Here is a 25,935-nt window from a genome sequence, read left to right as displayed (position 1 = left end):
AACCAATTTACTATTGAAACAGACACTAAGAGGAAGGTAGATTACAAGAGTATAGGATGACTCGGCTAGGTAATGAATAGAGCTGAATTAGGCTCATAAAAAAGCTAAAAGAGCAGTAGATGAAAAAAGCGTTAGTATTCTCCCTGATTTCAATGGCCGCTTTTACGCCGAATGTGCAGGCCACCCAAGTTCTTAATGGGTATTGGGCATATCAAGAATTTTTAGACCAGTTTCCACAACAGAAGCAGCTAACTAGTGCGTTGGCTGAAGTGGTAAGAGAAACCCCTGTACCCGTAGCAAAAGACAAAAAGCGTCCACTGAAAATTTCTGTTGTTTATCCAGGGCAGCAGATCTCTGATTATTGGATTCGAAACATCGATGCGTTTGAAAAACGCCTAGATAAGCTTGATATCGACTATCAACTAAATCAAGTGTTTACTCGTCCTAATGCAGATATAAAGCAGCAAAGTTTGTCTTTAATGGAGGCGTTGAAAAGCAACTCCGATTACTTGATCTTTACTCTAGATACCACAAGACATCGTAAGTTTGTTGAGCATGTCTTAGATTCAAAGAAAACCAAGTTAATTTTACAAAATATCACCACACCTGTTAGGGATTGGGAACATCATCAGCCGTTTCTTTATGTTGGTTTCGACCACGCAGAAGGAAGTCGTGAATTGGCCGTTGAGTTTGGCAAGCGTTTCCCTAAACATAGCCACTATAGTGTTCTCTATTTCTCGGAGGGCTACATTAGTGACATCAGAGGCAACACTTTTATCAACCAAGTGAACCGCGATAACCAGTTTGAACTACAATCTGCTTACTACACCAAAGCAACAAAGCAATCTGGGTATGAAGCTGCAAAAGCCAGTTTGGAGAAGTATCCGGACGTTGATTTCATTTACGCGTGTTCTACCGATGTAGCATTAGGTGCTGTTGACGCTCTTAAAGAGTTAGGTCGTGACGATGTAATGATCAATGGTTGGGGCGGCGGTTCAGCAGAGTTAGAGGCGCTTTCTAAAGGGGAGTTAGACGTTACTGTTATGCGTATGAACGATGATACAGGTATTGCAATGGCTGAGGCCATTAAGTGGGATTTAGAAGGAAAGCCAGTTCCCACCGTTTACTCTGGTGATTTTGAAGTCGTTACCAAATCGGACTCTCCAGAAAGAATTGAAGCATTAAGAAAACGTGCATTTAGATACTCAGATAATTGATGACAACTACATCAAAAACAAGAAAGCGTCGCTCACTGTCGACGCTTATTACCAAAATAATTATTCTCGTACTTGCTCCGATCATTCTAGGCATCTTTGTTCAGAGTTATTACTTCTCGAAGCAGATTATTTGGCAGGAAGTCGACCGAACCAAGCAGCAGACCTCTGCCCTGATCCTGAACATTTTTGATAGCCATTTTGCAGCGATTCAGATTCATCACAACAGCAATTCGAAAAGTGATGTTGTATTGGATTTTTATACAGAACGTGATGAAGAGGCACTCAATTACTTTTTCATGAGTATTGACCAGAGTGATCCTTCCCATACACCGGAGTTTCGTTTCCTAACCGATCATCAAGGTATTATTTGGGACGATGGCAACGCGCATTTCTATGGCATCAACAACCTGATACTTAGCCGACTTGCCAGTCAGGTGACCTTTAGCAACAACTGGTATTATCTACCCTCACAGACCCCGATGGGAACTCGCCATCTGTTACTTCGTCGCGTACCCGTTTTACAACCTAAAACCGGTGAAGTGATGGGGTACTCTTACAATGTTGTTGTTTTAGATAATAACTTTGGGTTGATGGAAAGGTTAAAAAATGAAGGCAACGTCGACAATGTTGTGTTGGTCGCTAACAACACACCATTGGCAAGCTCATTAGTAGGAGATGAGGCTTATCAAATATTTGACGTACTCAAACGACGAGAGTCCCAGCACAAGCTTGACCAATTATTGATCATCAAAACCCCTATTGAGGTAAATGCTGCCGAGACTGACTTGTGCTTGCTTACTGTGCAAGACAATCAGAGCGTGGTGACATTGCAAATCCAACACCTGCTAGCAATGCTAGCCTCAGTTATCGGTATGGTCATGATTGCGCTAATGACTAAAGAATGGATCGAGAATCGAGTAGTTGAAGAGTTAGGATCCCTGATGGCATATACCCGCTCGGCTCGTGAAGAAAAAGGATTTGAGCGTTTTGAGGGGTCAGATATTGAGGAATTCGATCATATTGGTTCGACACTAGAAAACACTTTTGAAGAGCTTGAAGCACAAAAGCGCTCTTTCCGCGACCTGTTTAACTTTGCGTTATCACCTATTATGGTGTGGTCTGAATCGGGTGTACTTGTCCAAATCAATCCGGCAGCACGCAAAGAGTTAGTCATGGAAAACGATGTTGAAACCATGCACCCAGTGTTCAAAGGTTTCAAAGAAAAGTTGATGCCACACCTTCGCATGGCGGCTCAGGGAGCTACGTTGACAGGCGTTAATGTGCCAATTGGAGACAAAGTATATCGCTGGAACTTATCGCCGATTCGAGTTGATGGAGATATTAGCGGTATTATTGTTCAAGGTCAGGATATAACCACGCTTATTGAGGCGGAAAAACAGAGTAACTTGGCGCGCAAAGAAGCAGAAAAATCTGCTCAAGCCCGTGCCGACTTTCTGGCTAAAATGAGCCATGAGATCCGAACGCCAATCAATGGAATTTTAGGGGTTGCTCAATTGCTAAAAGACTCTGTGGAAACAGAAGAGCAGAATAACCAAATTGACGTACTTCGGCATAGTGGTGAGCACTTACTTGCTGTTTTGAATGATATTTTGGACTTTTCGAAGATTGAGCAGGGTAAGTTTAATATCCAAAAGCACCCGTTTTCTTTCACTGATACAATTCGAACGTTAGAAAACATTTATCGTCCTATTTGTGAAAGTAAAGGCGTCAACCTTGTCATTGAAAACAAAATAGATCCCAATGTTGAAATTTTTACTGACCAAGTTCGTCTGAACCAAATTTTATTCAACCTAGTCAGTAACTCAGTAAAGTTTACGCCCTCGGGTAGCGTGCGCTTGCATGCTGAACTTGAGCAGTTCTATGGCGCTGACAATAGCGTGCTGGTCGTGGAAATTACGGATACAGGTATCGGCATCGAGTCTGACAAACTCGACCAAATGTTCGAACCTTTTGTTCAAGAAGAAGCAACAACGACTCGAGAATACGGTGGCAGTGGCTTAGGGCTGACCATTGTGAAGAGCCTTGTCGACATGCTGGAAGGTGATGTTCAAGTCCGCAGTCAGAAAGGCTTAGGAACGACTTTTGTCATTACAATGCCAGTGAAAGATCGTGAGCGAGTACTCACCCCTCTTGATTCGAGTTTGCGAGTTAAGCCAGGTGAACTATTTGCAGAGAGTCTCAAAGTGTTGTTGGTAGAGGATAACCATACTAACGCATTCATTCTAAAAGCGTTTTGTAACAAGTACAAAATGCAGGTTGATTGGGCGAAAGATGGGTTAGAAGCAATGGAATTCTTAAAAGATCATACTTACGATTTGATACTGATGGACAACCAACTTCCGCATCTTGGTGGAATTGAAACGACCAAAGAGATCCGACAAAAGCTAAAACTAGGCACGCCAATTTATGCGTGTACTGCTGACACCGCGAAAGAAACCAGTGACGCCTTTATGGAATCGGGTGCGAATTACGTGCTTCTCAAGCCGATTAAAGAAAATGCGCTCCATGAAGCATTTGTGGATTTTAAGCAGCGGTTCTTAGTCGAGCGAACATGAATAATTGGCTCACTACGGGATAACCCAATTATTCATTATCTGAAAAGCACAACACCATGACTGTGGGTTGTGCTTTTTTGTATCTGACCCTTTTACTCTTATACAAATCAGACTTTATTGGTCTCGACGTTTGTTGTGTACATCGCTGCATTTCAAATTCAAACATAGTGTTGTGTTACTTAGATTTCTGCCCCTTCACTGACACACCCAGCGTGATTTCAATCACAAAAAGATATTTACTTAGCGTGCTAACTATTTTATATTGCTTAGCACGCTAAGTAATTGAGTAGATCTTATGATTCAAGACATCAACAGTTTGCGAGACCTTTCTCTGGCTGAAAAATTATCTCGTGTTGCTCGTTTGTGGAAAATGGTTGCAGATCGCGAGTTAGAGCCTTTAAACCTGACGTATCCGCGTTGGACTGCGTTATGGAAGCTTTATCGAATGGGTGACAACATCAGTCAGAAGCATTTGGCTGAAGCGCTTGAGATCGAGTTAGCGTCGTTGATGCGAACATTAAAATTATTAGAAGAGCAATCTCTGATCACTCGCCATTGCTGTGAACACGATAAGCGAGCACGTATTGTTAGCCTCACAGAAGAGGGGAAAACCCTACTAAAGCAAATGGAGGCTCGGATTCTTCAAGTTCGAAGCAAGCTCCTAACGGACATCAACGACCAGGAACTTCAGCAGCTTTCATTGATTCTTGATCAGATTGCTCACAATGCGCTTGATTCACTTAGCGAATAAGTCAGAAAACCGAATAAAAAGAGAAGTAAACGCCTATGACTCCAGATCAAAAATTCGCACGTTGGATCAAATATTCTTGCGTCGCGTTTGTCCTTGTCTTTGCCTATTTTCTAGTTGCAGATCTCGCTATGCCGTTGACGCCTCAGGCAATGGCAACGCGTGTGGTAACTAAAGTGGCCCCCCGTGTGAGTGGGCAGATTACGCATCTTTATGTTGCCAACAACCAAGAAATAAGCCAAGGCGATCTACTATTTCAGATTGATCCCCAGCCTTATCAGCTCGCCGTAGAAAAGGCTCAACTTAACCTTGAGCGTGTGATTCAAAACAACGAACAACTTGATGCTTCTATTGCTGCGGCAAAAGCAGACGTTGAAGCGAGCAAAATCGTGGCGGAACAAAAAGTTCGCGAAGCAAAACGTCTTAATACTCTGTTTCACCGTAATGGTACTTCACAACAGCAGCGCGATGACGCACAGAGCAGTGCAACGGCAGCTAAAGCGAACTTACTGGCCGCACGTGCTCGTTTAAAAGAGTTGGAAGTAAACCGCGGTGATTTAGGCGCGACGAATGTGAATATCCGCGTAGCGCAAAACCAGCTAAAACAAGCGGAACTTAATCTGTCTTACACTCAAGTCTCGGCGGAACATGATGGCGTTGTCGCTAACTTGCAGCTGGAGACGGGGGCCTATGCGGCAGCTGGTACACCTCTTGTCGCTTTAGTCTCCGATGACGTGGATATCATTGCCGACTTTCGTGAAAAGAGTTTACGACACTTTAATCAGAACAGCCGTGCGTTAGTGGCTTTTGATAGCTTGCCTGGTGATGTATTTGAAGCTCGTATTACGAGTGTGGATGCCGGGGTCAGCTCGGGTCAATTCGATGCGGATGGTCGCTTAGCAACACCAACTGACTCAAACCGTTGGGTGAGAGACGCGCAGCGCTTACGTTTACATTTAGCTATCGATGAACCTCAGCAGCGCGCATTTCCAGCAGGGGCACGAGCAACCGTGCAGTTGTTGCCAGAAAACGCATTATCTGGCTGGTTAGCGAGGTGCCAGATCCAATTCTTGAGTCTTCTTCATTATATTTATTAACGAGGAGGCGATATGAAGTTATGGGACCACCCCATGTCGGAAAACGACTTCCGTCAGTGTTTGCGCATTGCAACTGGTGCGACCATTGGTTTCACTTTATGTAAAGTATTTGGTTGGAACTATGGCGTATTCTTTACTGTAACCCCGATGCTGTTACTTGGAATGGTGCCAGTCATGAGTCTACATGCCGCACGACAACTGATTTTTTCAGCGGTTGTGTGTGGATTAGAAGTTGGTGTTCTTGGTGGGTTATTTGGTGGGCACCCTGGCATGATGACAATCATTGCATTCGGGTTGTTTCTGTATAAATTCGCCTGTATGTCAAAAGGGAGCTTATTCTTATTTGGAGCGAACAGCGTACTGAGCTTAAGCATCATGCTGCATTTTGCGAGTTATCCAACCACTGACTTAAATGACCTAATATTTAGCAATCTGCAAGCGAATGTTATTTCAGTGATCGTTGCTTATGTGGTGACATTTTTGATTCCCGATGCGGAACCTCGTCAGCCACCAGCGAAACCGTCGCAGCCTAAACAGAGTCATCGCATGCGTCATGAAGCCCTTATGGGGGCGAGTATCGCTACAATGTCTTTCCTTGTATTCCAGCTATTTGACCTCAGTGACTCTATGTCTGCTCAGGCGACAACCTTGCTTTTATTGTTTCCTATGCATTGGAACGGTGCTTTAGGGTATGCGCGAAAAAGAGCAATGGGGACCTTGATGGGGGTGACCTTTGGTATCGTCGGACAACTTGTATTATACGATTGGTCGGATACCTTATTGTTTATCGTCCCATTGCTTTGGATTGGGGCTATGATGTTCAGCTATATGCACGTGAAAGAGTCTAGCGGTTCGGGAGCCGGATTTGGCGGCTTAACCACATTAGGCATTTTGTTCGGCCAATATCTTACTCCGGATGGTGACTTAATGTTCAGTGCGCTGTATCGCGTGAGCAGTATTTTGTTTGCTATTGTTGCGACGCTGCTTGTGACCTATACGGTTCACAGAATACTCAACAGCTTTGAGGCGACGCGCTTTAGCGAGCAGTAAGTTCAGACGTTACTGGTTAGAAAGGATTGCTCCAGTAACTCTGTTTTTAGTTCGTGAGTCATCGCAATGGGACTGGCAAACTTAATTCCAACTACCCATCCCTTCACCAATTTCTTAATGTTGGCAATGACACATCGATTTTCTTCTCCGATATAGTGGCTTAACGGGCATTCGATGGTAACACTCTCACCCACGTTGAATTCGGGTTCAATCAAGGTTGATATACCAACACCTGCTAGAGAAAAATCGATAAGGCTACCGTCGTAGACATTCCCTGCATGAATAACGTTACAGTCCATTTGCAACTTGTAACGCTCATGTTCCCGAACTGGTTTGGTTGCAAATGTTCCTGGAATGCGGATAAACAAAAGGGGGGATGGTCGAACGGTCGTCGTCAGCACGCTGGACTTAAACGCAATGACATGGCCTAACTCCGTATCTGATACTCCACGCACGATGATATCGGCGTTGGGGAGTTTTCTCATCACTTGCTCTTCAAGCAAACGCATTGGTATATCAAGAATCAAATAAGCATTTTCTTTCATCCCAAGATAAGTGGTGGAATACGTATATTGATCCTTAGGCCCAAATTCGAAATTAGTAGAAAGTTTCATTCCCGGTTTGAGAAACCTATGCAGTTCATCTTTAGTATGAGTGGCTGGCATCACATTGGCGTTTTAATTTTTAGTTAAGCTGAGGCTATCAAAACGCCATTTTGTTATTCAAGATAGTAAGGCATAAGTTTTTGTAAAATCATCGCTATCTGTGAAGTGGTGGGCGATAAGTTTGGCTCATTCCACCTTTCATAAAGATTTGGCTTGCCACAATACTGCCGCATGTGACCAACATCAGCGCTAACCAAGTGAGAGAATCTGGTTGTTCACCAAAAATTGGAACGGCAAGAAGTGTCGCGACGACTGGAGTTAATGAACCAAAAGCTGCGCTGGCTTCGGCACCGATGATCCTAATTGCATAAATGAAAGTGAAAGAAGCGATTAAACCTGCGCCAACACCTTGTAGCATCGCGTGGCCAAATAACTCCTTCCATGGCCACTGGCTGAACGGTGTTACCACCAAATAACTGTCTACCCACCCGAAACCAACGGCGATGATGAGTAGAGCCAAAGACGCGATTGCAACGAATCCTGCACAGACGTGTGCATTAAGATTAGCGACACGAGCGCTGATGGTGAAAGCAGCCCACATGATGCTGCCAGTTAGAAACAGGATATGCCCTTGCAACTGAGACCAGTTGTACTCTGCGCCGCTATTAGAAAGAAGGAATACGAAAATCCCTAACAACACCGTAGAAAGCCCGATTAAGCGGTGAGCACTCAGCGACTGTTGATAACAAAGTACCGCGATAGCAGAAACAAACAATGGCAAAGTGCCAGGTACTAATGCACTGCCGTGCGCCACGGGAGCGAAATGCATAGCCGTTCCGACGACCAGAAGATAGGGAAGGCCGCTTCCAACCACAACACCAACCAGGTAGCGTTTAGGCACTACGCGTAGCGACTGTTTATGCTTAATCACAAATGGTAATAAAATTATACTTGGGATTAGAAAGCGAACTAACGCGATATCGGCTGGCTGCAAGGCAGAAATTGCGCCCCCTTTTAAAGAAATAAAGAAACCAGACCAAAGCAGTAAGGTCGTTAATATAGCTGCGTATCCCAAGATCATTATCGACATATCCATTTGTAAATGATGTGTTAATTGTTGAATAAAACTCTTGCCAAAGGGAGGCAAAGTTTGACGTAATTAGGCTTGATGTTGGTGATAAATTGCGTATAAATGTTAATTATTAGTGATTAAAGGCACAGAAGAATAAATGGATAAAATTGACAGGCAACTTATCAACCTAATGCAGAAGGATGCCACTCTGACAACTGCAGAACTTGCTGACCAAGTAGGGCTATCGGCATCACCTTGTGCAAGACGCATTAAGCGTTTGGAGCAGGAAGGTGTAATAAGTGGTTATCGAGCTATTGTGTCCAGAGACACTGTAGGCATCGCGATGACTGTATTTGTTGAAGTGAGTTTAAATAACCACCAAGCTTCTTCGATTGATGAGTTTGAACATGCCGTTGTTGAGATGGATGAAGTGATCTCATGCCATGTCGTATCAGGGGCCTATGATTACCTGTTAGAGGTGGTCAGTAAAGATCTCGCTGGTTATGAAACATTTACTAGAAAGTTACAGCGATTAGAAAATGTGAAAGATATTCATACCCACCTGGCGATTAGACAAGTGAAAGGAAATGGCAGTTTGCCGATTTATGCATAAGAAAGATGAAATTTTTCGATAGACTTAAGATTGCCCACTATCATCGAAAGCGATATAGACAGTTTGGTAAAGACAGAGCCCGAACTCTGGGATGGGCAGATAAGTATAGTCAGATCAGCCGTTTTGAGGCGTTGTGCCGAGGGTTAACGTTAGACGGTTCAAGTATTTTAGATATTGGGTGCGGCTACGGAGACTTGTTAGCGTTTATCGAACTTACGGGGGGGCTTCCTCAAAGCTATATTGGCATTGATCAGCAAAAACAGTTTATCTCTGAAGCCAGAAAACGAGATTTTCGTACGCAAAGTAAGTTTATATGTGGCGACTTTTCAACGTTGGTATTGCCTCGTTGCGACTTTGTTTTTGCTTCCGGATCATTGAACTATCAATCCACCAACCCAAATCATACCATTGAAATGATTGATAAAATGTACCGAGCGACAGAGAAAGGTTGTGTGTTTAACTTGTTGGATGAATCCAAACTACCCAGCATGAAAATGTTAGCGTCGCACAATAAAGAAGGTGTCTTTCGCTATTGTCGGTTGCTGTGTCCGAATACACGATTGATTGAGGGGTACTCCGAGCACGACTTTACGATTGCCATGATCAAAAAAGCGGGGTCCGTTTCCTGACTCCGCTTTATAAATTCTTAAGCCTTATTGGTTTTTGTATTGTGAGATTTCACAGTTACCTGTGTATCTATCAACCTTGAATGAGAACGCGGCTGAATGGTATTCCCTCCCATCACTCCATATTGTTTCTCCGAAGATTTTACAAAGATCCAAATCACTGATTGAACCGAACTCTTTTACGTGCCTAACTACTGACAAAAACTTGGCTTTGGTAGCATTAGGACATTCCCTGTTACTTAATCGATTGATAACCATGTTTGTAGCATCATCTCCAGCCAAATGTGACTTTTTATTAAATTTTATTAATGGCTAAACTAACCAAAAAATGTCCATAAGTAAAGCATTAATGTGACGTATGTCTCTATAAATTGATTGTCTTGGTCATGGTTTAGTCAAGTTTGTCAAAGGGAACAATCCCATTATTTACATTTGATATCATTCACGACTAAGGAAAGATAAAAAGCACGAATAACGTCCAATATTGGAGTGAAAAACCAACATCGTCTATTCAAAACTGGCTCTGTTTTTACTTCGAAACATCTTGAGCGTATTGAAGCGCTCGAGCTTCTTTATCATAGACTTGTGACAGAGTTTGATATTGTGAAGAGAGGCGCTTGTAATCTTCAGCAAGTTCCAAAGCGTTGGTGTTATACCATTCCGCAGTTATTTGATTGGCTGTTTTGTTTGACTCGCGGCACTTCTGGGCCAGTATCTCCCACCCATTTGCTGACCATTGGGATTGTGTGCTCAATTTAAGCAGCTGATTCGCTTTAGTTGTGAGCTCTTCTTTGTATTGAATCGATGCTTTTAATTGCGCTTTGAACACATTTTGGTTCGACTTGGCACGCCAAAGTAGCACGAGCTCATGCAGTGAAAAGGTTTCGGACAATAACTGACGCTGTTTATGTTCGGTCAAAAGTGTATTGAATACCTCAACATGCTGATTGTAATTGGACTCTAAACGATTGAATTGGGTAAGATTGTCATTCCACGACGATGGGTTACATTGAATATTGGCGTGCCCCGTTATCGGGAACAGAAGAAATAGTTGTATCCAATTGAGTCTGTTGATCATTATTGCTCGCGTTAGTTGACCTGCTCTTTTGAGTATATACCCAAATTTCTACGACATGCGTGCTGCTGGTGGGATAAGAATAAAGAATGAAAAGGAAAAGGGCATGAAGAAAATTCTCGTCGCATTGATTGTCATGCTGTTGCTCGGCGGAGCGGGGGCTGGATACTATTTCTTCTTTATGCAGAAAGATGAACCTGAAGCACCAAAGGCTACACAAGTCGAGCAATCGTCACTGCAAAAAGAAACATCCAAACCGATTCTGGATTTAGAAGCCGTTCCCCCGGAAGTTACCGAGTACTACGTTATTGAGCGTCGTGTCAATGTTTACAACAAGCCTAACCTTAATGCTTTAGTTGTCGATACGCTCTATAAGGGAGAAAAAGTATCGGTGTTAGAAAAAGTAGATGGGTGGTACCGAATCTCCGGCTATCTTGTCTATGAAGAGGGTGGAGAAGAAAAAGCCGAATGGTTGAATGCTGAAGGGTTATCGGATGCAGAGCCAGTTATTAAAGAGCAAGAGCGCTTAGAGATATTGGATGAATACCTACAGAAGTCGGATGATTTAAAAGTTCACTTGGATATTTTCCGTAAGAAAACACAGCAATTGTTAGACGATGAAACCTGTGATCCGAGTGATTTTGAGGAGCTCGGGGGTTGGGTGCGTTCTGTGACGTTCAAAAAGCGCAACGTTTACTTCATCTATTGTGGCGGTTTGGAGCAAGAGAATAAGATCTACTTAGATGTTGATAAGGGCGATATTTTTTATCGATAACTCACCACCAATTACACTCGTTCTCTAAAGACGTTTTAATAAATGCAATAACGATGCAAACCTGAAATCAGAGATTTATAACTTTTTAGTTGTGAACCATAATCAATAGGAATACTATCAACGAGTCAAGTGACCTAACTTGGCTCTTTGTGTTTTTAGTGAGTTCCTATGCCTTGGATTTACCTTAGAAAGTTGATTTTGCTGCTATTTGCAATGGTATTGCTACCAGTGCATGTATCTGCTGCGCAAATCGACCACAAGGCTCACGTACCGCACTTTTCTAAGCTACAACCTTTTGTAGCCGTAAGTGTATCGCCAAACTCTTCCGTCGATTTTTCTGAAGTTTCAGAAGAAAGCTCTCAATCTCCAGTATCTGAAGGCCATGCAAGTCTCGATTCCGTTGCTTTGTTTAACTCTCAGCGCTGGACGTCTTACTTACGGGAAGGGCTTGATGACGAGCACGTAGATTTTGTCGGCGATCTCACTACTCCGTTTTACGCTGATGCGGGTTACGCATACAGCTTGATGGACATTAACTGGCGTCACAACCAGTCCACATTTTATCATTTCACAAGCGATCATCGCATTTCTGGTTGGAAAGAGACCAATGCCATGTACGTCGCACTCAATAGTCAGTTTTCTGCCTAAACACCATCTATTTGCACCATTGTGCACTCTTAGCACGACGATTGTATTCGACAGGACGTGAGCGTTCTGAGCATTTCATACCCTGAATTTATTCTGGGAGCATCTGTCGTGTGTTAAGCCTTGTTATTAAAAGCTTCACTTCATTGTGAAGGGATGATGTTTACATGAAAAAAACACCAAAGCAGCAAAAGAACAGAAAGCTGATGAATCACTACTCAGCTTGGAAATATGTCGTATTAATCACGACAGTCATTATTTTAACCCTAAGTGCTATACCAACTTGGTTTGGTGAACAGCCTTCTATCCAGTTGACGTTTGCGGATCAAAACAACAGCGAAATGTCGGTTGTTCATCTGAATCAACTGCTAAAAACCAACCATATTTCAGCCGACAAAATCATCGAAAAAGACGGCAAAACAACCATTGTATTCGATGGTGAAGATGCGCAAAGTAAAGCTCGTGCGTTGTTAAACAAAGAGCTAAATAAAGACGACAGCATCACTTTCTCATACGTATCGGTTGCGCCAGAATGGTTAAATGAGATGGGCTTTAGCCCAATAAAGCTCGGTCTTGACCTTCGTGGTGGCGTTCAGTTCTTGTTGAATGTTGATGTGAATAAAGCGTTTGAAGAACAACGTGATGCGTTGATTGATGAAATCAAAGCGAACCTACGTGATCAACGTGTTCGTGGTGTGCAAGTTCGAGCAGAGAGCGGCAACCGAATTACGGTAAACAGTGACAGCGAGCAAGCATTGTCGGAAGTGAACAAGTTCTTGCGTCAAAACTACCCGGGCTGGATTTCAAAAAGTTCATCTCGTGGCTTTGTGCTTGAACCGAGTGAACAAAATATCCAAGAATTTCAATCGTCGACTCTTCAACAAAACCTGAAGATCATGCGTGGTCGTATTGAAGAACTTGGTATCACAGAAGCACTAGTGCAACGCCAAGGTAAAGAGAGCATTCGAATTGAACTCCCTGGTGTACAAGATCCTGCTCAAGCGAAAAACGTTATTGGTGCAACAGCAAGCTTGGCGTTTTATGAAGTGAAAGATGCGAGCCAAGCACACAGCAGCCAAGATCTTGTTCTTCAAGATAATGATGGTCGTACTGTGATTTTGTCAAAACGACCAGTTCTAACGGGCGAGCACATCGTGAACGCTCGTGCTGGTGTCGACAAAATGGGCATGTCAGAAGTCAATATTTCTCTTGACCACGCTGGTGGTAAGAAAATGAGTGACTTCTCAGCAACTCACATCGGCAAGCCAATGGCGACCGTTTACCGTGAATACAAAACAAACGATCGCGGTGTAACTGAGCGTAGTGAGCGCGTTATCAGCGTCGCGACTATTCAATCTCAGCTTGGTAGCCAGTTCCGTATTACTGGGGCAGGTAGCATGGACGATGCGCAGCAGTTGGCGCTATTGCTTCGCGCGGGGTCACTGACCGCGCCGGTTACTATTGTGGAAGAGCGAACAATCGGTGCTTCTCTGGGGGCAGAAAACATTGAAAACGGTTTTGCAGCACTGGCTTTAGGTATGGGACTAACACTGACCTTTATGGCACTTTGGTACCGCCGCTTAGGTTGGGTAGCAAACGTGGCGCTTTGTGCCAACATGCTTTGTTTGCTTGGCTTAATCGCCTTGTTACCAGGAGCGGTTCTAACGCTTCCGGGTATTGCCGGTTTAGTGTTAACCGTCGGTATGGCAGTAGACACCAACGTTATTATCTTTGAACGTATTAAGGACAAAATGCGTGAAGGCCGCAGCTTCGCTCAAGCGATTGATCTTGGCTTTGACAGCGCATTCTCGACCATCCTTGATGCCAACATTACTACCATGATCACCGCCGTGATTTTGTACGCCATCGGTAATGGCCCAATCCAAGGCTTTGCCTTAACACTCGGATTAGGTTTGTTAACCAGTATGTTTACAGGCGTATTTGCCTCTCGAGCAATGATCAATTTAATTTGGGGCCGCGATGCCCGTCGTGATGTGAGGGTTTAATCATGGTCGAAATGCTAAAACAAAATATTCGTAAAATTCGCTACTTTACTACGCTAGTTTCCATCATTTTAACGGTGATCGCGATCGTCGCTCTAGGCTTTAAAGGGTTGAACCTAGGTTTGGACTTCACTGGCGGTATGGTGACAGAAGTAAAGGTAGATAAGCAGCTAACTAACCATGATCTGCTTGACGTTCTGCAACCAAAGCTTGGTGAATCTGCGTCAGTGACACGCTCTGGTGAAGATGGCCGTTGGGTGATTCGTTACTCTGCGCCGGAAGATGGACAAACGTTGCCAAGTGTAGAAGAGGTGTTGAAGCCAATCTCTCACCAAGTTGATGTTGTCAGCAACAGTATAGTTGGCGCTCAAGTTGGCCAAGACTTGTTTGAACAAGGTGGCTTAGCATTGTTGATTTGTGTGTTGAGTATTCTCGGTTACTTGTGTTTCCGTTTTGAGTGGCGTTTGGCCAGTGGTTCACTGTTTGCTTTGGCCCATGATGTGATCTTAGTGCTTGGTTTTTTTGCAGTTACTCAAATGGAGTTCAACTTAACCGTTTTTGCAGCGGTGTTAGCAATTTTAGGTTACTCATTGAATGACTCTATCATCATTGCAGACCGAATCCGTGAGCTGTTGATTGCGAAACAGAGTTGGAAAACAGAAGACATCAATGATCAAGCTGTTATCGCGACGTTTTCACGCACCATGGTGACATCTGGTACGACATTGATCACTGTTGGTGCATTATGGATTATGGGAGGAGCGCCTTTGGCTGGTTTCTCAACCGCCATGTTTATTGGCGTTCTGTCGGGTACATGGTCTTCGATTTCGATTGGTACTGTTCTGCCGGAGTGGTTGAAACTGGAGCCGAAACATTATCTTCCAGTTGAGATCGACGCTGCGCCGTAGCATTATTTTTAAGGTAAAAGTGCTTGCGCCACTCATCTTGAGTGGCGCTTTTTTGTGCTTATTTCACGCGCATCAAGCGATGTTTCACAAGTCCCAAATCGAACTCTAAGACTTGTGAGCGCTTCATTGCTTCGACTTTATTCAACATCGACTCTTGGTAGCCTTTCTTCTTCATCCACTGAAGAGGTACAGAGAAAGCATCTTCATTAACGACATAAGACTCGCCTTTATGCTCACCGCTATAGACGTTCACAACCCAAACTCGGGCTTGAAAGTCCAATACTTCACCCATGACTTTAGCGATTTTATTCAGAATATTTTTCATTGTTTCCAGTTTGCCTTAGCTTAGTAGCAACCAAACACCAACTCCCATCATTAAAGTGCCTGCGATACGGTTCATTAGGCGTACATTCTTAGACTGACCTAATACGTGTTTCAACCCTTTACCACCAGTAGCGTACAGAGACATGCAAATGAACTCAAACAGTAAAATAATAGAGACAAGTATGATCAGTTGCGGTGCAAGTGCTGCGTTTTGGTCTATAAAAGGCGGTAAAAGAGAAATCATAAATGCCCAGCCTTTTGGGTTTGCGATTGCAGTAACGAAGCCTTGCATGATCAGTGCGATATTGTCACTCTTTGGTGTTTCTAAGTTGTCGACATTAATCGCAAGTTTCCCTCGCGATCGCCACATTTCAACACCAAGATAGAGTAAATAACCGCCACCAATGAACTTTAACGCGATAAACATCCAAGGATAATTGAGCATAATCGCAGCGATACCTAACACCGCAGAGACTGACACCAGCGCAACACCGAGAAGTTCTCCTATCATCATCCATAACGTGCGACGATAACCGATACTCATACCTAACGTTAGGGCGAGAGTCATGCACATACCAGGCGTGATTGAGACAAAAAAGAAAGTAGGGATGAACATACTGAGCAATGCAAGATTCATATCTGTTGATGATTTAGTGATTAAAGAGAAGCCACAAAGATAGTGCAAAGTGGAAAAGGATGCTACTACAAAGCGAACGATTACTTTCACTAGTAGCTAGTTGATGTTCTTCGAGTATATAAATTTAAAATGAAATTATATTTTAATCTATGCGTCATAATAGTGCGTATTGCACCAGTATGAGACAAGCTCTTATATCATGTTTAGATTAAATATGTTTAATTTATTATATTTTATCGGTATTAATCATCACTGTATTAAAATAATCTAATTGATAACTAAATTATCATTAAATGCAGTAATTAAATGATATGTTTGATAATTATTTTTACCGATAATTGAATTATTATTCTAATCTCAAGTTTGTTGTAATCATATAGGCTTAAAATTCAGATCTTAAATCATGACATAATGTAACGTCTACCATTCTGTATGTAAGCTCATGATATTTAATAATTATGTTTCTATTTCTGTTGGTGTGGCTTTTGTGGAAGTGTGATTTAAAACAATGACTTATGTAAAATTAACCATTTTATAACATTTCACGGGTAATGAGATCTAAATCAATCTTATGCAATTGGGTGAGTTTTTTATTTGAAATGTAATATTTCTAGGTTAACTTAAAATAAAGGCAGCACGGGATTGGTTGTCAAAAGAATAAATAAACACGTCAGTTGGTGAACTATTTCATCAGTGTATTAAGTTTGCTTTTTAAATGCCGTTAAGAATGGAGTCTTCAATGAAGAAAGTCGCTTTGATCACTGGATCAAAAGGCGGAATTGGTTCTGCTATTTCCTCTCAATTAGTCAATGACGGTTACCGTGTAATCGCTACTTATTTCACAGGTAACTACGAATGTGCGCTGGAGTGGTTCAACAGCAAAGGGTTTACCAAAGATCAGGTTCGCCTTTTTGAGTTGGATGTAACAAACACGACAGAGTGTGCAGAGAAATTGGCGCAATTGCTTGGGGAGGAGGGAACCATTGATGTTGTTGTCAACAACGCAGGAATCACACGTGATGGCGTGTTTAAAAAGATGACTGCGCAAGCTTGGAATGATGTCATCAATACCAACCTCAATAGTTTATTCAACGTTACGCAACCCCTCTTCGCTGCAATGTGCGAAAAAGGCGGTGGTCGTGTCATCAATATCTCTTCAGTCAATGGTCTTAAAGGGCAGTTTGGTCAAGCAAACTACTCGGCGGCGAAAGCTGGGATGATCGGTTTCTCTAAAGCCTTAGCATACGAAGGTGCTCGCTCGGGTGTGACAGTTAATGTTATCGCTCCGGGTTACACGGGTACGCCAATGGTTGAGCAAATGAAGCCAGAAGTGCTGGAATCCATTACGAACCAAATTCCAATGAAACGTCTTGCGACACCAGAGGAAATTGCAGCATCAGTGAGCTTCTTGGTCAGCGATGCGGGCGCCTACATCACCGGAGAGACTTTGTCGGTGAACGGCGGCCTATACATGCACTAAGGAGAGAAGATGATGGAAAAAGTATTTATCGTAGCGGCGAAGCGTACTCCAATTGGTGCTTTTGGTGGCAGCCTGAAAAATACTTCTGCTGGCGATCTGGCAGCAGTAGCGATTAAAGGCGCGTTGGAAGCGGCAAAGTTGCCTGGCGACAAGGTTGACGAAGTGATTGTTGGCAACGTTGTTGGTGCAGGTCAAGGAATGGGTGTTGGCCGCCAAGCGGCACTGTTTGCGGGGATTCCTGAATCTGTTCCTGCATATGGCGTAAACATGGTTTGCGGTAGTGGCATGAAAACGGTCATGGATGCCGTGTCCCATATCCGTAGTGGCGATGCTGAGATCGTTGTTGCAGCGGGTGTTGAAGTCATGTCTCAGATTCCGTTTGCCGCACCAAGCAGCATTCGTGATGGCAACAAAATGGGCAATCTGGAGCTAAAAGATCTGCTCGTAGCGGACGGTTTAACCGATGTTTACAACCAATATCACATGGGTGTGACGGCAGAAAACGTAGCAAAACAAATCGGCTTAACTCGCCAGCAGCAAGACGAATACGCGCTGTCTAGCCAACAGAAAGCGGTAGCCGCTATCGAAGCTGGCAAATTTCAAGACGAAATTGTGCCAGTGGAAGTAAAGCAACGCCGTGAAACCGTGATGTTTGATACGGATGAATACCCAAAAGCGAACGCGACAATGGAAGCCTTAAGCAAGCTACGTCCTGCTTTTGACCGCGAAGGCACTGTGACTGCGGGTAATGCATCAGGTATTAACGATGGCGCGAGTGCGATTATCGTGGCGTCTGAAAGCGCAGTTAAAGCGCATGGATTAACGCCGCTTGCTGAGATCGTAAGCTACGCGCAATCGGGTCTTGATCCGAAGATCATGGGCCTAGGTCCTGTTGAGTCGGTCAATAAAGCACTCGCAAAAGCGGAACTCAGTGTACACGACATCGACGTTTACGAGTTAAACGAAGCATTTGCAGCGCAAGCACTTGGCGTGATTCATCAGTTGGCGGAAACAAACCAAGTTCCAGTTAACGCGATTCAAGACAAAGCGAACTTTAACGGTGGTGCTATCGCGCTAGGACACCCGCTTGGTGCTTCTGGCAACCGAATCTTAGTCACGCTGGTTCACGAGCTTCATAAGCAAAATGGTCAATATGGCGTTGCTTCACTTTGTGTGGGCGGCGGCATGGGCACGGCTGTGGTTGTAAAGACAGTTAAGTAATTATTTAAACGGACATTTTTAATTCTTTCTCTAGGAGACAAACCATGTACACAGATTTCTTCAAAACATTTAGCGATCAAACTGAAAAAAATCTAGAACCTTACTTGAAGTTCAACAAGCTAGTGACAAAAAACGTAGAAGTGTTGACCGAGCTTCAATTGAACGCCATTCGCACATACAGTGAAGTGGGTCTAAACCAGATGAAAGCAGCGACAGAAATCAAAGACGTAACGTCATTGACTGCTTTCAACAGTCAGCAACTAAGCGTACTTACTAAACTTTCTCAACAAATGATGGATGACAGCAACAAGCTTCAAGCGATTGCAAAAGAGTTCAAAGAAGACGTTGAGAAAATGACTTCGGAAAATCTAAAGACTGTTACTCCAGCGTAATTTGTCCGATTCTCGCCGCCCCTAGATTTGGGCGGCGTTGTTTTTTCCGAATATAGGAGTAAGACTATGTTTCAACACTTCTTTTCGGACTATCTTGTGAAGCTTCAGGAAACCAATCATCAGTGGTGGCATGATTTCGAAGTGAACAAGGCAGTCGTGAACTCTCCTTTAAACAAGGCCATGCAAGAAGTGAACTTTGAGGATACTGCCAAACTGTTCGAACAAGCTGCGAATCAGCCTGCTGCGATTTTAAAGCTGCAAGCACAGTGGTGGGAACAGCAGCTGCAAATTTGGCAGAATGTTGCATTGGCAGGGAACCAAGCACAAATCGTCGAAGCTGAAAAAGGGGATAAGCGTTTCTCAAACGAAGCGTGGCAAAATGAAGCCATGTATAGCTTCATCAAACAATCCTACCTTTTATTTAGTAAGACCTATCTGGACACCATCGAGTCTTTGGAAGGCTTAGATGAAAAGACGAAAGAACGTATTATTTTTTTCTCTCGCCAAGCCATTAACGCCCTTTCTCCTTCCAACTTCATCGCCACTAACCCAGAGCTTTTGAAGCTGACACTTGAGCAAAACGGTCAAAACTTACTGGCAGGCTTAGAGCAGTTGAAAGAAGACGTTGAGTCGAGCGCAGACATTTTAAAAATTCGTATGACGAATAACAATGCATTCCGCGTGGGCGATGACGTTGCGACGACACAGGGCAATGTGGTTTTTCAAAACGAATTGTTTGAGTTGATTCAATATCGACCTCTAACAGAGAAAGTGAATGCGACGCCGCTGCTCATCGTCCCACCTTTCATCAATAAATACTACATCCTTGATTTAACAGCAAAGAACTCAATGGTTCGATGGTTGTTAGAGCAGGGGCATAGTGTATTTATGATGTCTTGGCGCAATCCAGGCAAGGCACAAGCGCACATAGAGTTTGGTGACTACGTGACAGAAGGCGTAGTGAAAGCCGTCGCTGCAATTGAAGATATAACAGGACAAGAGCAAATCAATGCTGCTGGTTATTGTATCGGTGGTACTGTTTTAGCAAGCACGGTTGCCTACTACGCTGCAAAACGTATGAAGAAGCGCATTAAGTCTGCCACTTTCTTCACCACGTTGCTCGACTTCTCTCAACCAGGTGAAGTCGGCGCGTATATCAATGACACCATTGTTAGTGCAATTGAAGCGCAAAATAACGCAAAAGGGTATATGGACGGCCGTTCCTTAAGCGTGACGTTTAGTTTACTGCGTGAAAACAGCTTGTACTGGAACTACTACGTCGACAATTACTTGAAGGGTAACAGTCCGGTTGATTTCGACTTGTTGTACTGGAATAGCGATAGCACCAACGTCAGCGCTGCATCTCACAATTTCTTGCTTCGCGAGCTCTATTTAGAGAACAAGCTGGTGCAAGATAAAGGCGTCAAAATTGGTGGAGTATGGATTGATCTAAATAAGATCAAAATTCCTAGCTATTTTGTGTCAACGAAAGAAGACCACATTGCGTTATGGCAGGGAACTTACCGTGGTGCGCTGAACACGGGTGGTAACAAAACGTTTGTCCTCGGTGAGTCTGGTCATATTGCGGGCATCGTGAACCCTCCAGCTAGAAATAAGTATGGTTATTGGTTGAACGATAATTTGGATGACTCTGCTGATGAGTGGTTGAATAACGCGGAACACAAAGAGGGATCGTGGTGGACACACTGGAACGAGTGGTTACTCCAATTCAACCCTAAAGAGCAAGTTGAGCCTTTCCCTATTGGCTCAGAAAACCATCCGGTTATTGATGAAGCGCCAGGACAATACGTCAAACAGGTTCTGCCAGTGAAAGAATCTTAAACAACTCCCTATAGCAGTAAATCTTAGCGGCCTTTATGGTCGCTTTTTTTATGTATGATTGCTTGTTTATTGTTGGCAAGTACCATTGAGTAATAAATAAAAAGCGCCGAGCATTTGCTCGGCGCTAAGTGTCAACAAATAGGCTAGTTGACGAGTAGAGATGCGTTACGTTACACCTCTTTATCCTTACCAAATGACAGCAGCCAGAGAGAGATTGCTGCTACCGCCACAAAGCCGGAAAGAATAATCACTGGCATAGCACTGTAGCCAAGGATATGCCAAATTACAGATTCTAATGTACTCATGGTAAGTCTCCTTAGTGCCAGCCTTCAACGCCGCTCATGTCGGGTAGTTTGTGCGCAATACCTTTGTGACAGTCTACACATGTTTTCTCGCCTGAAGCTAGAGCGGTGGAGTGCTGTTCTGCCGCACGTGATCCTTGCTGAGAGTAATCCATGAAATCAAACTCATGACAGTTACGACATTCAAGAGAGTCATTCTTTTTCATACGTGCCCACTCTCGCTCTGCGAGGTGTCCACGACGCTCTTGGAACTTCTCTGGCGTATCGATCGTCTTCGTTACGAAGTGTGCAAATAGCTCTTTAGATGCCTGTACTTTACGAACGATCTTATCCGTCCATTCATGAGGAACGTGACAGTCTGAACAAATCGCACGAACACCAGATCGGTTGGAGTAGTGAATTGTTTCTTGAATTTCAGCAACGATCGGCGCGTGACAGCCAGAACAGAATTCTTCTGTGTTGGTTGCTTCCATACCTGTGTTGAATGCGCCCCAAAATAGAAGGCCACCAGCGAAGCCTAGAAATAAAACCACACCAGCGGCAGCTTTACTCGGGCTCGACAGTCTCTTCCAAAACGCTTTAAGTATTTTCATAAGTAACCTCTTAGTACTCGCGTTTCAATTACTGAAGCGAATCGACTGCCTTAAACTCGTTTTCCACTAGTGGTTTTGCATCCGTTTGTGGAACGTGACATTGCAAACAGAAGTAACGACGAGGAGACATATCTGCCAGTACCGCATCTTCTCTGTTTACATAGTGCGTTACGCTAATTTTAGTCGCACCTGACTCTTTTGCATTTTTCCAGCTATGGCATGCAAGACACTTGTTAGCATTTAACGAAATTTCGTAGTGACGAATGCTGTGTGGGATCAACGGTGGTTGATAAACATAGCTGTCTTCAACAATTTGATCTTTAGGGAAGTCTTTGAACTCGTCTGCTGGACGCGTATCTTCCAATTGAGACATTCCACGTAAAGATTCTAGACCTCCAATACCACCTGGATTATCCAACTCAGCTTGCGCAATGCCTGTCACTAACGCACCTACAGATAAAACTGCGACAAGTAATTTTTTCATCATTTCATCTCCGCCTTTATGGCTTAAATTCTTTATTAGGCCGCCATAATGACGGCCGTAGCATTCAGTATCTGAAGGTTAAGCAATCTTAGTGATTTTGACTGGGCACTTCTTAAAGTCTGTCTGTTTAGACAGTGGATCAGTCGCATCTAGGATAAGCTTGTTAATCAAAATACGTGCATCAAAGAACGGTACGAATACCAAGCCTTTTGGCGGACGGTTACGACCGCGAGTTTCAACACGAACGCGTACTTCACCGCGTTTGTTTGCCATGAGTACTTCTTCACCACGACGAACATTGCGTGCTTTTGCGTCTTCTGGGTGCATGTAACACACTGCGTCTGGTACTGCTTTGTATAATTCAGGTACACGACGAGTCATGGTGCCTGTGTGCCAATGTTCAAGAACACGACCAGTACATAACCACATATCAAATTCATCGTTCGGTACTTCTGGTGGCGCTTCGTATGGCGCGGAAATGATCTTCGCTTTGCCGTCAGCATTGCCGTAGAAGTCCCAACCAGAACCTTCTTTCGCGTATGGGTCTGAACCTTCTTTAAAGCGCCACTGTGTTTCTTTACCATCAACAACAGGCCAACGTAGACCACGTACTTGGTGGTAGCGGTCGTATGGAGCCAAATCATGCCCGTGACCACGGCCAAATGTTGCGTATTCCTCAAACAGACCTTTTTGAACATAGAAACCGAAGTGGTGAGCATCGTCATTCAGTTCACGAGCTTCTTCGATAGGGAATTTGTCGACGTTACCATTGCGGTAAAGTACGTCGTACATTGTTTTACCACGGTATTGAGGCGCTTTCGCTAGAAGCTCTTCAGGCCACACTTCTTCCATTTTGAAGCGTTTCGAGAACTCCATTAGCTGCCAAAGGTCGGATTTTGCTTGACCGACTGTGCCCACTTGTTGGTACCAAGCTTGGGTACGACGCTCTGCGTTACCGTAAGCACCTTCTTTTTCAATCCACATTGCGGTAGGAAGAATAAGGTCTGCTGCTTGTGCTGTTGCTGTCGGGTATGGGTCAGACACAACGATGAAGTTTTCTGGGTTGCGGTAACCTGGAAGACGCTCTGTGTTGATGTTTGGACCGGCTTGCATGTTGTTGTTACATTGAACCCAGTAACAGTTCAGAACGCCGTCATTCAGCATACGGTCTTGCAATACGGCGTGGAAGCCAGGTTTTGGTGGAATCGTACCTTCTGGCAGTTTCCAGATGTCTTCTGCAATCTTACGGTGTTTAGGGTTAGCAACCACCATGTCCGCTGGTAGGCGGTGAGCAAACGTACCAACCTCACGAGCGGTACCACATGCTGATGGTTGGCCCGTTAGTGAGAATGGGCTGTTCCCCGGAGTCGAGATCTTACCGGTTAGTAGGTGGATGTTGTAAACCAAGTTATTCATCCATACACCACGAGTATGCTGGTTCATACCCATCGTCCATAGAGACATCACTTTCGTGTTTGGATCCGCGTATTGCTTCGCAAGCTCGATAAGCTTCTCTTTCTCAACACCAGAGATTTCAGATGCTTTCTCTACTGTGTATGGCGCTACTGATTTCTTGTACTCTTCGAATGAGATAGAAGTGAGTTTGCCAGAGTTCGGGTTCTTCGCTGCTTTTTGTAGCGGATCATCGTCACGTAGACCGTAGCCGATGTCAGTGTCTGCTTGAGTGAAGTTCGTGTGTTTGTTCACGAAGTCCCAGTTTACTGCATCGTTTTCGATGATGTAGTTTGCGATGAAGTTAGCAATTGCAAGGTCAGACTGAGGATTGAAAATGTAGCCGTGGTCTGCCAACTCAAATGAACGATGGTAGTAAGTAGAAAGCACGTTCACTTTAACGTGAGGGTGGCTTAGGCGGCGGTCAGTAATGCGAGTCCATAGAACCGGGTGCATCTCTGCCATGTTTGAGCCCCAAAGAACGAAAGCGTCTGCGTTCTCAAAGTCATCGTAACAACCCATTGGCTCATCGATACCGAATGCGCGCATGAAACCTACAACGGCAGAAGCCATACAGTGACGAGCGTTTGGATCAATGTTGTTTGATCGGAAGCCTGCTTTCATTAACTTTGACGCAGCGTAGCCTTCCATTACTGTCCATTGGCCTGAGCCAAACATACCTACGCTTGTTGGGCCTTTTTTCTCGAGGGAAGCTTTCCATTTCTCAGCCATGATGTCGAAAGCGTCATCCCAAGAGATAGGTGTAAATTCACCATCTTTGTGGAATTTGCCATCTTTCATTCGTAGCATCGGTTGAGTTAGACGGTCTTGACCGTACATGATCTTAGAAAGGAAGTAACCTTTGATGCAGTTCAGACCTTTGTTTACTGGTGCTTCTGGGTCACCCTGTGTTGCTACCACTTTGCCGTTTTGAGTGCCAACAAGAACAGAACAGCCTGTACCACAGAAACGACAAGGTGCTTTGTCCCATGTGATTTTGGTTTGATCAGAGCTTGCAATCAGGTTGGCTGCAGATGCTGGTAGTGTCACACCTGCGACAGCAGCAGCTGATGCAGCCGCGTTTGCTTTCACAAACGCACGTCTTGTCATTTTCATACTTCACCCTCGATTTGGGAATGTTGTGTTCCAGTGTCTTCTTCATCCGTTTCTTCAAGCCCAGTTTCGATTTGGTGATAAACCAATACCGTGCTTAAGACGTTCGGTAAATTGTTAATGGCATCGATAGTGTCTGTGATGAAACCTTGGTTCTCAGTTTCAAGTACGACGATAATCTTGCCTTCAGGACTGTCACCATAGATTTCCGCATTTTCGTGTGCTTCTATCTTTTGTTTGATTTCGTCCAAATGTTCCGGCAGCACATGTACTACCAAACTTGAAATATGCACTTCATTTAGTGACATATAGCTCTCTCATTTATTTTTATTGCCTTTGGCCGACGACATTCGGCTTAGGCTGTTATATTGCTCACATTGATGGATGAAGTCGGGCACACTGAAACACAGGCGCCGCAGCCGTTACACTCATCAAGGTCTAAATTGGGTTGTGCTACTTTCCCCAGTTCTAATTTGAACTGAATTGCCATCGGGTCGCACATATCCCCACAGCTTCGGCATTCGACATTTTGTTTTGCTAAGCAGTTATCGTTGATACTTGCTTTTGCTTGCCAAGGTTGTTCTGTTTTTGGCAAGAAAAGGGGCTCAGGACAGGCGTTTGCACATTGATAGCAAAATGTGCATTCATCGATGGAAAAATCGACCGAGGGGAATCCGCCATCACTTTTGGTTATAATCTTTGTTTCACAGGCCTCAATGCATTTACCGCAGCGAGTGCAATCGTCCGTAAACTGTTGCGGTTTAGTTAACCAAGGCAAACGTACGGCGTTGTCGGGGTGCGCTTTTCTTGCAAAGAGTCTTCTTCTGGAAAGGTCTACCACTTAGTCACCTCGAAACTTGGAACCCAAACTAAGCATAGTCCACAATTTTCATTAATAAACTGTCATTTAAACTAACGAAATTGTAGTTTTTGACATATTTGTATAAATACCTCTTAGGGGGTAAATGGTATGCAATATTGTTTTGGATCAATAAATTCCGTCGCAGGTGATCACATATTGATAAAGTTGAAAGGTAATGGGTTCATTGCACGTACAAATAGGATTGTTAATGGGCGAGGAACTC

The 25,935-nt window shown here is 43.9% G+C and carries 26 protein-coding genes; 15 read left to right on the top strand and 11 right to left on the bottom strand.

All coding sequences use genetic code 11. From position 1 onward, the window contains the following. Positions 1-119 precede the first annotated feature (119 nt). The 5 genes from R7127_RS02320 (at position 120) to R7127_RS02300 (ending at position 6,688) form a co-directional block, all read left to right on the top strand. Complete coding sequence (locus R7127_RS02320; protein WP_104980502.1) at positions 120-1,217, top strand: autoinducer 2-binding periplasmic protein LuxP; 1,098 nt, start codon at positions 120-122, stop codon at positions 1,215-1,217. After that, the gene (gene luxQ / locus R7127_RS02315) at positions 1,217-3,793 is read left to right on the top strand and encodes a quorum-sensing autoinducer 2 sensor kinase/phosphatase LuxQ (protein WP_017635176.1); all 2,577 of its coding nucleotides are present in this window, start codon (positions 1,217-1,219) and stop codon (positions 3,791-3,793) included. Before R7127_RS02320 ends, luxQ begins: the two co-directional genes overlap by 1 nt. Before the next feature lie 295 nt (positions 3,794-4,088). Further along, positions 4,089-4,544: a transcriptional regulator SlyA gene (gene slyA, locus R7127_RS02310; RefSeq protein WP_005373589.1), complete on the top strand. Its 456-nt coding sequence runs from the start codon at positions 4,089-4,091 to the stop codon at positions 4,542-4,544. 35 nt (positions 4,545-4,579) lie between these two features. Continuing rightward, on the top strand, positions 4,580-5,638 hold the full coding sequence (locus tag R7127_RS02305; protein ID WP_005373588.1) for an HlyD family secretion protein: 1,059 nt from the start codon (positions 4,580-4,582) through the stop codon (positions 5,636-5,638). Positions 5,639-5,650: 12 nt separating this feature from the next. Continuing rightward, positions 5,651-6,688 (top strand): DUF2955 domain-containing protein, encoded by a 1,038-nt coding sequence (locus R7127_RS02300; protein ID WP_017635179.1) that lies wholly within the window; start codon positions 5,651-5,653, stop codon positions 6,686-6,688. Between the two features lie 2 nt (positions 6,689-6,690). On the opposite strand, the gene R7127_RS02295 is transcribed toward R7127_RS02300, so the two are convergent. Together R7127_RS02295 and R7127_RS02290 are read right to left on the bottom strand one after the other, a co-directional pair. Further along, positions 6,691-7,353 (bottom strand): flagellar brake protein, encoded by a 663-nt coding sequence (locus R7127_RS02295; RefSeq protein WP_054576118.1) that lies wholly within the window; start codon positions 7,351-7,353, stop codon positions 6,691-6,693. 94 nt (positions 7,354-7,447) lie between these two features. Beyond that, complete coding sequence (locus R7127_RS02290; protein ID WP_064354860.1) at positions 7,448-8,374, bottom strand: DMT family transporter; 927 nt, start codon at positions 8,372-8,374, stop codon at positions 7,448-7,450. 148 nt (positions 8,375-8,522) lie between these two features. Here R7127_RS02290 and R7127_RS02285 point away from each other — a divergent pair, with 148 nt between their 5' ends. Together R7127_RS02285 and R7127_RS02280 are read left to right on the top strand one after the other, a co-directional pair. Further along, positions 8,523-8,978 (top strand): Lrp/AsnC family transcriptional regulator, encoded by a 456-nt coding sequence (locus R7127_RS02285; protein ID WP_005373581.1) that lies wholly within the window; start codon positions 8,523-8,525, stop codon positions 8,976-8,978. A gap of 5 nt (positions 8,979-8,983) precedes the next feature. Continuing rightward, positions 8,984-9,607: a class I SAM-dependent methyltransferase gene (locus R7127_RS02280; RefSeq protein WP_017635182.1), complete on the top strand. Its 624-nt coding sequence runs from the start codon at positions 8,984-8,986 to the stop codon at positions 9,605-9,607. Between the two features lie 526 nt (positions 9,608-10,133). Here R7127_RS02280 and R7127_RS02270 read toward each other — a convergent pair. Next, the gene (locus R7127_RS02270; protein ID WP_262584301.1) at positions 10,134-10,682 is read right to left on the bottom strand and encodes an ATPase; all 549 of its coding nucleotides are present in this window, start codon (positions 10,680-10,682) and stop codon (positions 10,134-10,136) included. Between the two features lie 103 nt (positions 10,683-10,785). On the opposite strand from R7127_RS02270, the gene R7127_RS02265 reads away from it, so the two are divergent. From R7127_RS02265 to secF, 4 genes are all read left to right on the top strand, one after another. After that, positions 10,786-11,454: an SH3 domain-containing protein gene (locus R7127_RS02265; protein WP_213901431.1), complete on the top strand. Its 669-nt coding sequence runs from the start codon at positions 10,786-10,788 to the stop codon at positions 11,452-11,454. Between the two features lie 168 nt (positions 11,455-11,622). Further along, positions 11,623-12,102 (top strand): hypothetical protein, encoded by a 480-nt coding sequence (locus R7127_RS02260; RefSeq protein ID WP_005373572.1) that lies wholly within the window; start codon positions 11,623-11,625, stop codon positions 12,100-12,102. 164 nt (positions 12,103-12,266) lie between these two features. Then, positions 12,267-14,105 carry a protein translocase subunit SecD gene (gene secD / locus R7127_RS02255; RefSeq protein ID WP_053349261.1) on the top strand — a complete coding sequence of 613 codons (1,839 nt, stop codon included), beginning with the start codon at positions 12,267-12,269 and terminating at the stop codon, positions 14,103-14,105. Positions 14,106-14,107: 2 nt separating this feature from the next. Beyond that, a complete protein-coding gene (gene secF, locus R7127_RS02250; RefSeq protein ID WP_054577769.1) occupies positions 14,108-15,010 on the top strand; it encodes a protein translocase subunit SecF in 903 nt (300 codons plus the stop codon). A gap of 58 nt (positions 15,011-15,068) precedes the next feature. Here secF and R7127_RS02245 read toward each other — a convergent pair whose 3' ends face one another. After that, a complete protein-coding gene (locus R7127_RS02245; protein ID WP_017635186.1) occupies positions 15,069-15,335 on the bottom strand; it encodes a hypothetical protein in 267 nt (88 codons plus the stop codon). 15 nt (positions 15,336-15,350) lie between these two features. Further along, positions 15,351-15,971 (bottom strand): LysE family translocator, encoded by a 621-nt coding sequence (locus tag R7127_RS02240; protein ID WP_021035942.1) that lies wholly within the window; start codon positions 15,969-15,971, stop codon positions 15,351-15,353. 739 nt (positions 15,972-16,710) lie between these two features. Between R7127_RS02240 and R7127_RS02235 the strand changes: the two genes are divergently transcribed. From R7127_RS02235 to phaC, 4 genes are all read left to right on the top strand, one after another. Continuing rightward, positions 16,711-17,451: an SDR family oxidoreductase gene (locus R7127_RS02235; RefSeq protein ID WP_005373555.1), complete on the top strand. Its 741-nt coding sequence runs from the start codon at positions 16,711-16,713 to the stop codon at positions 17,449-17,451. Positions 17,452-17,463: 12 nt separating this feature from the next. Next, positions 17,464-18,672, top strand: a complete 1,209-nt coding sequence (locus R7127_RS02230) for an acetyl-CoA C-acetyltransferase (RefSeq protein WP_170897050.1) — start codon at positions 17,464-17,466, stop codon at positions 18,670-18,672. Between the two features lie 44 nt (positions 18,673-18,716). Continuing rightward, positions 18,717-19,064 (top strand): phasin family protein, encoded by a 348-nt coding sequence (locus R7127_RS02225; protein WP_005373550.1) that lies wholly within the window; start codon positions 18,717-18,719, stop codon positions 19,062-19,064. Positions 19,065-19,130: 66 nt separating this feature from the next. After that, complete coding sequence (gene phaC / locus R7127_RS02220) at positions 19,131-20,906, top strand: class I poly(R)-hydroxyalkanoic acid synthase (RefSeq protein ID WP_054574707.1); 1,776 nt, start codon at positions 19,131-19,133, stop codon at positions 20,904-20,906. A 170-nt stretch (positions 20,907-21,076) separates the two neighbouring features. Here phaC and R7127_RS02215 read toward each other — a convergent pair whose 3' ends face one another. The 6 genes from R7127_RS02215 to napF form a co-directional block, all read right to left on the bottom strand. Next, on the bottom strand, positions 21,077-21,211 hold the full coding sequence (locus R7127_RS02215; protein WP_005373546.1) for a TIGR02808 family protein: 135 nt from the start codon (positions 21,209-21,211) through the stop codon (positions 21,077-21,079). An 11-nt stretch (positions 21,212-21,222) separates the two neighbouring features. Further along, positions 21,223-21,801: a NapC/NirT family cytochrome c gene (locus R7127_RS02210; RefSeq protein WP_005373542.1), complete on the bottom strand. Its 579-nt coding sequence runs from the start codon at positions 21,799-21,801 to the stop codon at positions 21,223-21,225. 28 nt (positions 21,802-21,829) lie between these two features. Further along, positions 21,830-22,285, bottom strand: a complete 456-nt coding sequence (locus R7127_RS02205) for a nitrate reductase cytochrome c-type subunit (RefSeq protein ID WP_005389061.1) — start codon at positions 22,283-22,285, stop codon at positions 21,830-21,832. Between the two features lie 78 nt (positions 22,286-22,363). Continuing rightward, a complete protein-coding gene (gene napA / locus R7127_RS02200) occupies positions 22,364-24,853 on the bottom strand; it encodes a periplasmic nitrate reductase subunit alpha (protein ID WP_005389060.1) in 2,490 nt (829 codons plus the stop codon). Continuing rightward, positions 24,850-25,158, bottom strand: coding sequence for a chaperone NapD (locus tag R7127_RS02195; RefSeq protein ID WP_005373535.1), 309 nt, complete (start codon positions 25,156-25,158; stop codon positions 24,850-24,852). The genes napA and R7127_RS02195 overlap by 4 nt, the downstream gene beginning before the upstream one ends. 47 nt (positions 25,159-25,205) lie before the next feature. Continuing rightward, positions 25,206-25,691 (bottom strand): ferredoxin-type protein NapF, encoded by a 486-nt coding sequence (gene napF / locus R7127_RS02190; RefSeq protein WP_082240183.1) that lies wholly within the window; start codon positions 25,689-25,691, stop codon positions 25,206-25,208. Positions 25,692-25,935: the final 244 nt, after the last annotated feature.

It is taken from the genome of Vibrio sp. 1159, from assembly GCF_033340395.1.
In the GTDB taxonomy this organism is placed as follows: domain Bacteria; phylum Pseudomonadota; class Gammaproteobacteria; order Enterobacterales; family Vibrionaceae; genus Vibrio; species Vibrio alginolyticus.
This window is presented reverse-complemented; position numbering and strand designations above follow the sequence as displayed.

What these genes read in the sequence shown, in the direction of transcription:
- slyA (WP_005373589.1), top strand. Translation starts at nt 4,089, where the DNA reads ATGATTCAAGACATCAACAGTTTGCGAGACCTTTCTCTGGCTGAAAAA.
- napA (WP_005389060.1), bottom strand. Translation starts at nt 24,853, where the DNA reads ATGAAAATGACAAGACGTGCGTTTGTGAAAGCAAACGCGGCTGCATCA.
- luxQ (WP_017635176.1), top strand. Translation starts at nt 1,217, where the DNA reads ATGACAACTACATCAAAAACAAGAAAGCGTCGCTCACTGTCGACGCTT.
- R7127_RS02270 (WP_262584301.1), bottom strand. Translation starts at nt 10,682, where the DNA reads ATGATCAACAGACTCAATTGGATACAACTATTTCTTCTGTTCCCGATA.
- R7127_RS02285 (WP_005373581.1), top strand. Translation starts at nt 8,523, where the DNA reads ATGGATAAAATTGACAGGCAACTTATCAACCTAATGCAGAAGGATGCC.
- R7127_RS02245 (WP_017635186.1), bottom strand. Translation starts at nt 15,335, where the DNA reads ATGAAAAATATTCTGAATAAAATCGCTAAAGTCATGGGTGAAGTATTG.
- R7127_RS02210 (WP_005373542.1), bottom strand. Translation starts at nt 21,801, where the DNA reads ATGAAAATACTTAAAGCGTTTTGGAAGAGACTGTCGAGCCCGAGTAAA.
- R7127_RS02235 (WP_005373555.1), top strand. Translation starts at nt 16,711, where the DNA reads ATGAAGAAAGTCGCTTTGATCACTGGATCAAAAGGCGGAATTGGTTCT.
- R7127_RS02320 (WP_104980502.1), top strand. Translation starts at nt 120, where the DNA reads ATGAAAAAAGCGTTAGTATTCTCCCTGATTTCAATGGCCGCTTTTACG.
- R7127_RS02265 (WP_213901431.1), top strand. Translation starts at nt 10,786, where the DNA reads ATGAAGAAAATTCTCGTCGCATTGATTGTCATGCTGTTGCTCGGCGGA.
- R7127_RS02300 (WP_017635179.1), top strand. Translation starts at nt 5,651, where the DNA reads ATGAAGTTATGGGACCACCCCATGTCGGAAAACGACTTCCGTCAGTGT.
- R7127_RS02215 (WP_005373546.1), bottom strand. Translation starts at nt 21,211, where the DNA reads ATGAGTACATTAGAATCTGTAATTTGGCATATCCTTGGCTACAGTGCT.
- secF (WP_054577769.1), top strand. Translation starts at nt 14,108, where the DNA reads ATGGTCGAAATGCTAAAACAAAATATTCGTAAAATTCGCTACTTTACT.
- R7127_RS02225 (WP_005373550.1), top strand. Translation starts at nt 18,717, where the DNA reads ATGTACACAGATTTCTTCAAAACATTTAGCGATCAAACTGAAAAAAAT.
- R7127_RS02305 (WP_005373588.1), top strand. Translation starts at nt 4,580, where the DNA reads ATGACTCCAGATCAAAAATTCGCACGTTGGATCAAATATTCTTGCGTC.
- secD (WP_053349261.1), top strand. Translation starts at nt 12,267, where the DNA reads ATGAAAAAAACACCAAAGCAGCAAAAGAACAGAAAGCTGATGAATCAC.
- phaC (WP_054574707.1), top strand. Translation starts at nt 19,131, where the DNA reads ATGTTTCAACACTTCTTTTCGGACTATCTTGTGAAGCTTCAGGAAACC.
- R7127_RS02290 (WP_064354860.1), bottom strand. Translation starts at nt 8,374, where the DNA reads ATGATCTTGGGATACGCAGCTATATTAACGACCTTACTGCTTTGGTCT.
- R7127_RS02230 (WP_170897050.1), top strand. Translation starts at nt 17,464, where the DNA reads ATGGAAAAAGTATTTATCGTAGCGGCGAAGCGTACTCCAATTGGTGCT.
- R7127_RS02280 (WP_017635182.1), top strand. Translation starts at nt 8,984, where the DNA reads ATGAAATTTTTCGATAGACTTAAGATTGCCCACTATCATCGAAAGCGA.
- R7127_RS02240 (WP_021035942.1), bottom strand. Translation starts at nt 15,971, where the DNA reads ATGAATCTTGCATTGCTCAGTATGTTCATCCCTACTTTCTTTTTTGTC.
- R7127_RS02295 (WP_054576118.1), bottom strand. Translation starts at nt 7,353, where the DNA reads ATGCCAGCCACTCATACTAAAGATGAACTGCATAGGTTTCTCAAACCG.
- R7127_RS02205 (WP_005389061.1), bottom strand. Translation starts at nt 22,285, where the DNA reads ATGAAAAAATTACTTGTCGCAGTTTTATCTGTAGGTGCGTTAGTGACA.
- R7127_RS02195 (WP_005373535.1), bottom strand. Translation starts at nt 25,158, where the DNA reads ATGTCACTAAATGAAGTGCATATTTCAAGTTTGGTAGTACATGTGCTG.
- R7127_RS02260 (WP_005373572.1), top strand. Translation starts at nt 11,623, where the DNA reads ATGCCTTGGATTTACCTTAGAAAGTTGATTTTGCTGCTATTTGCAATG.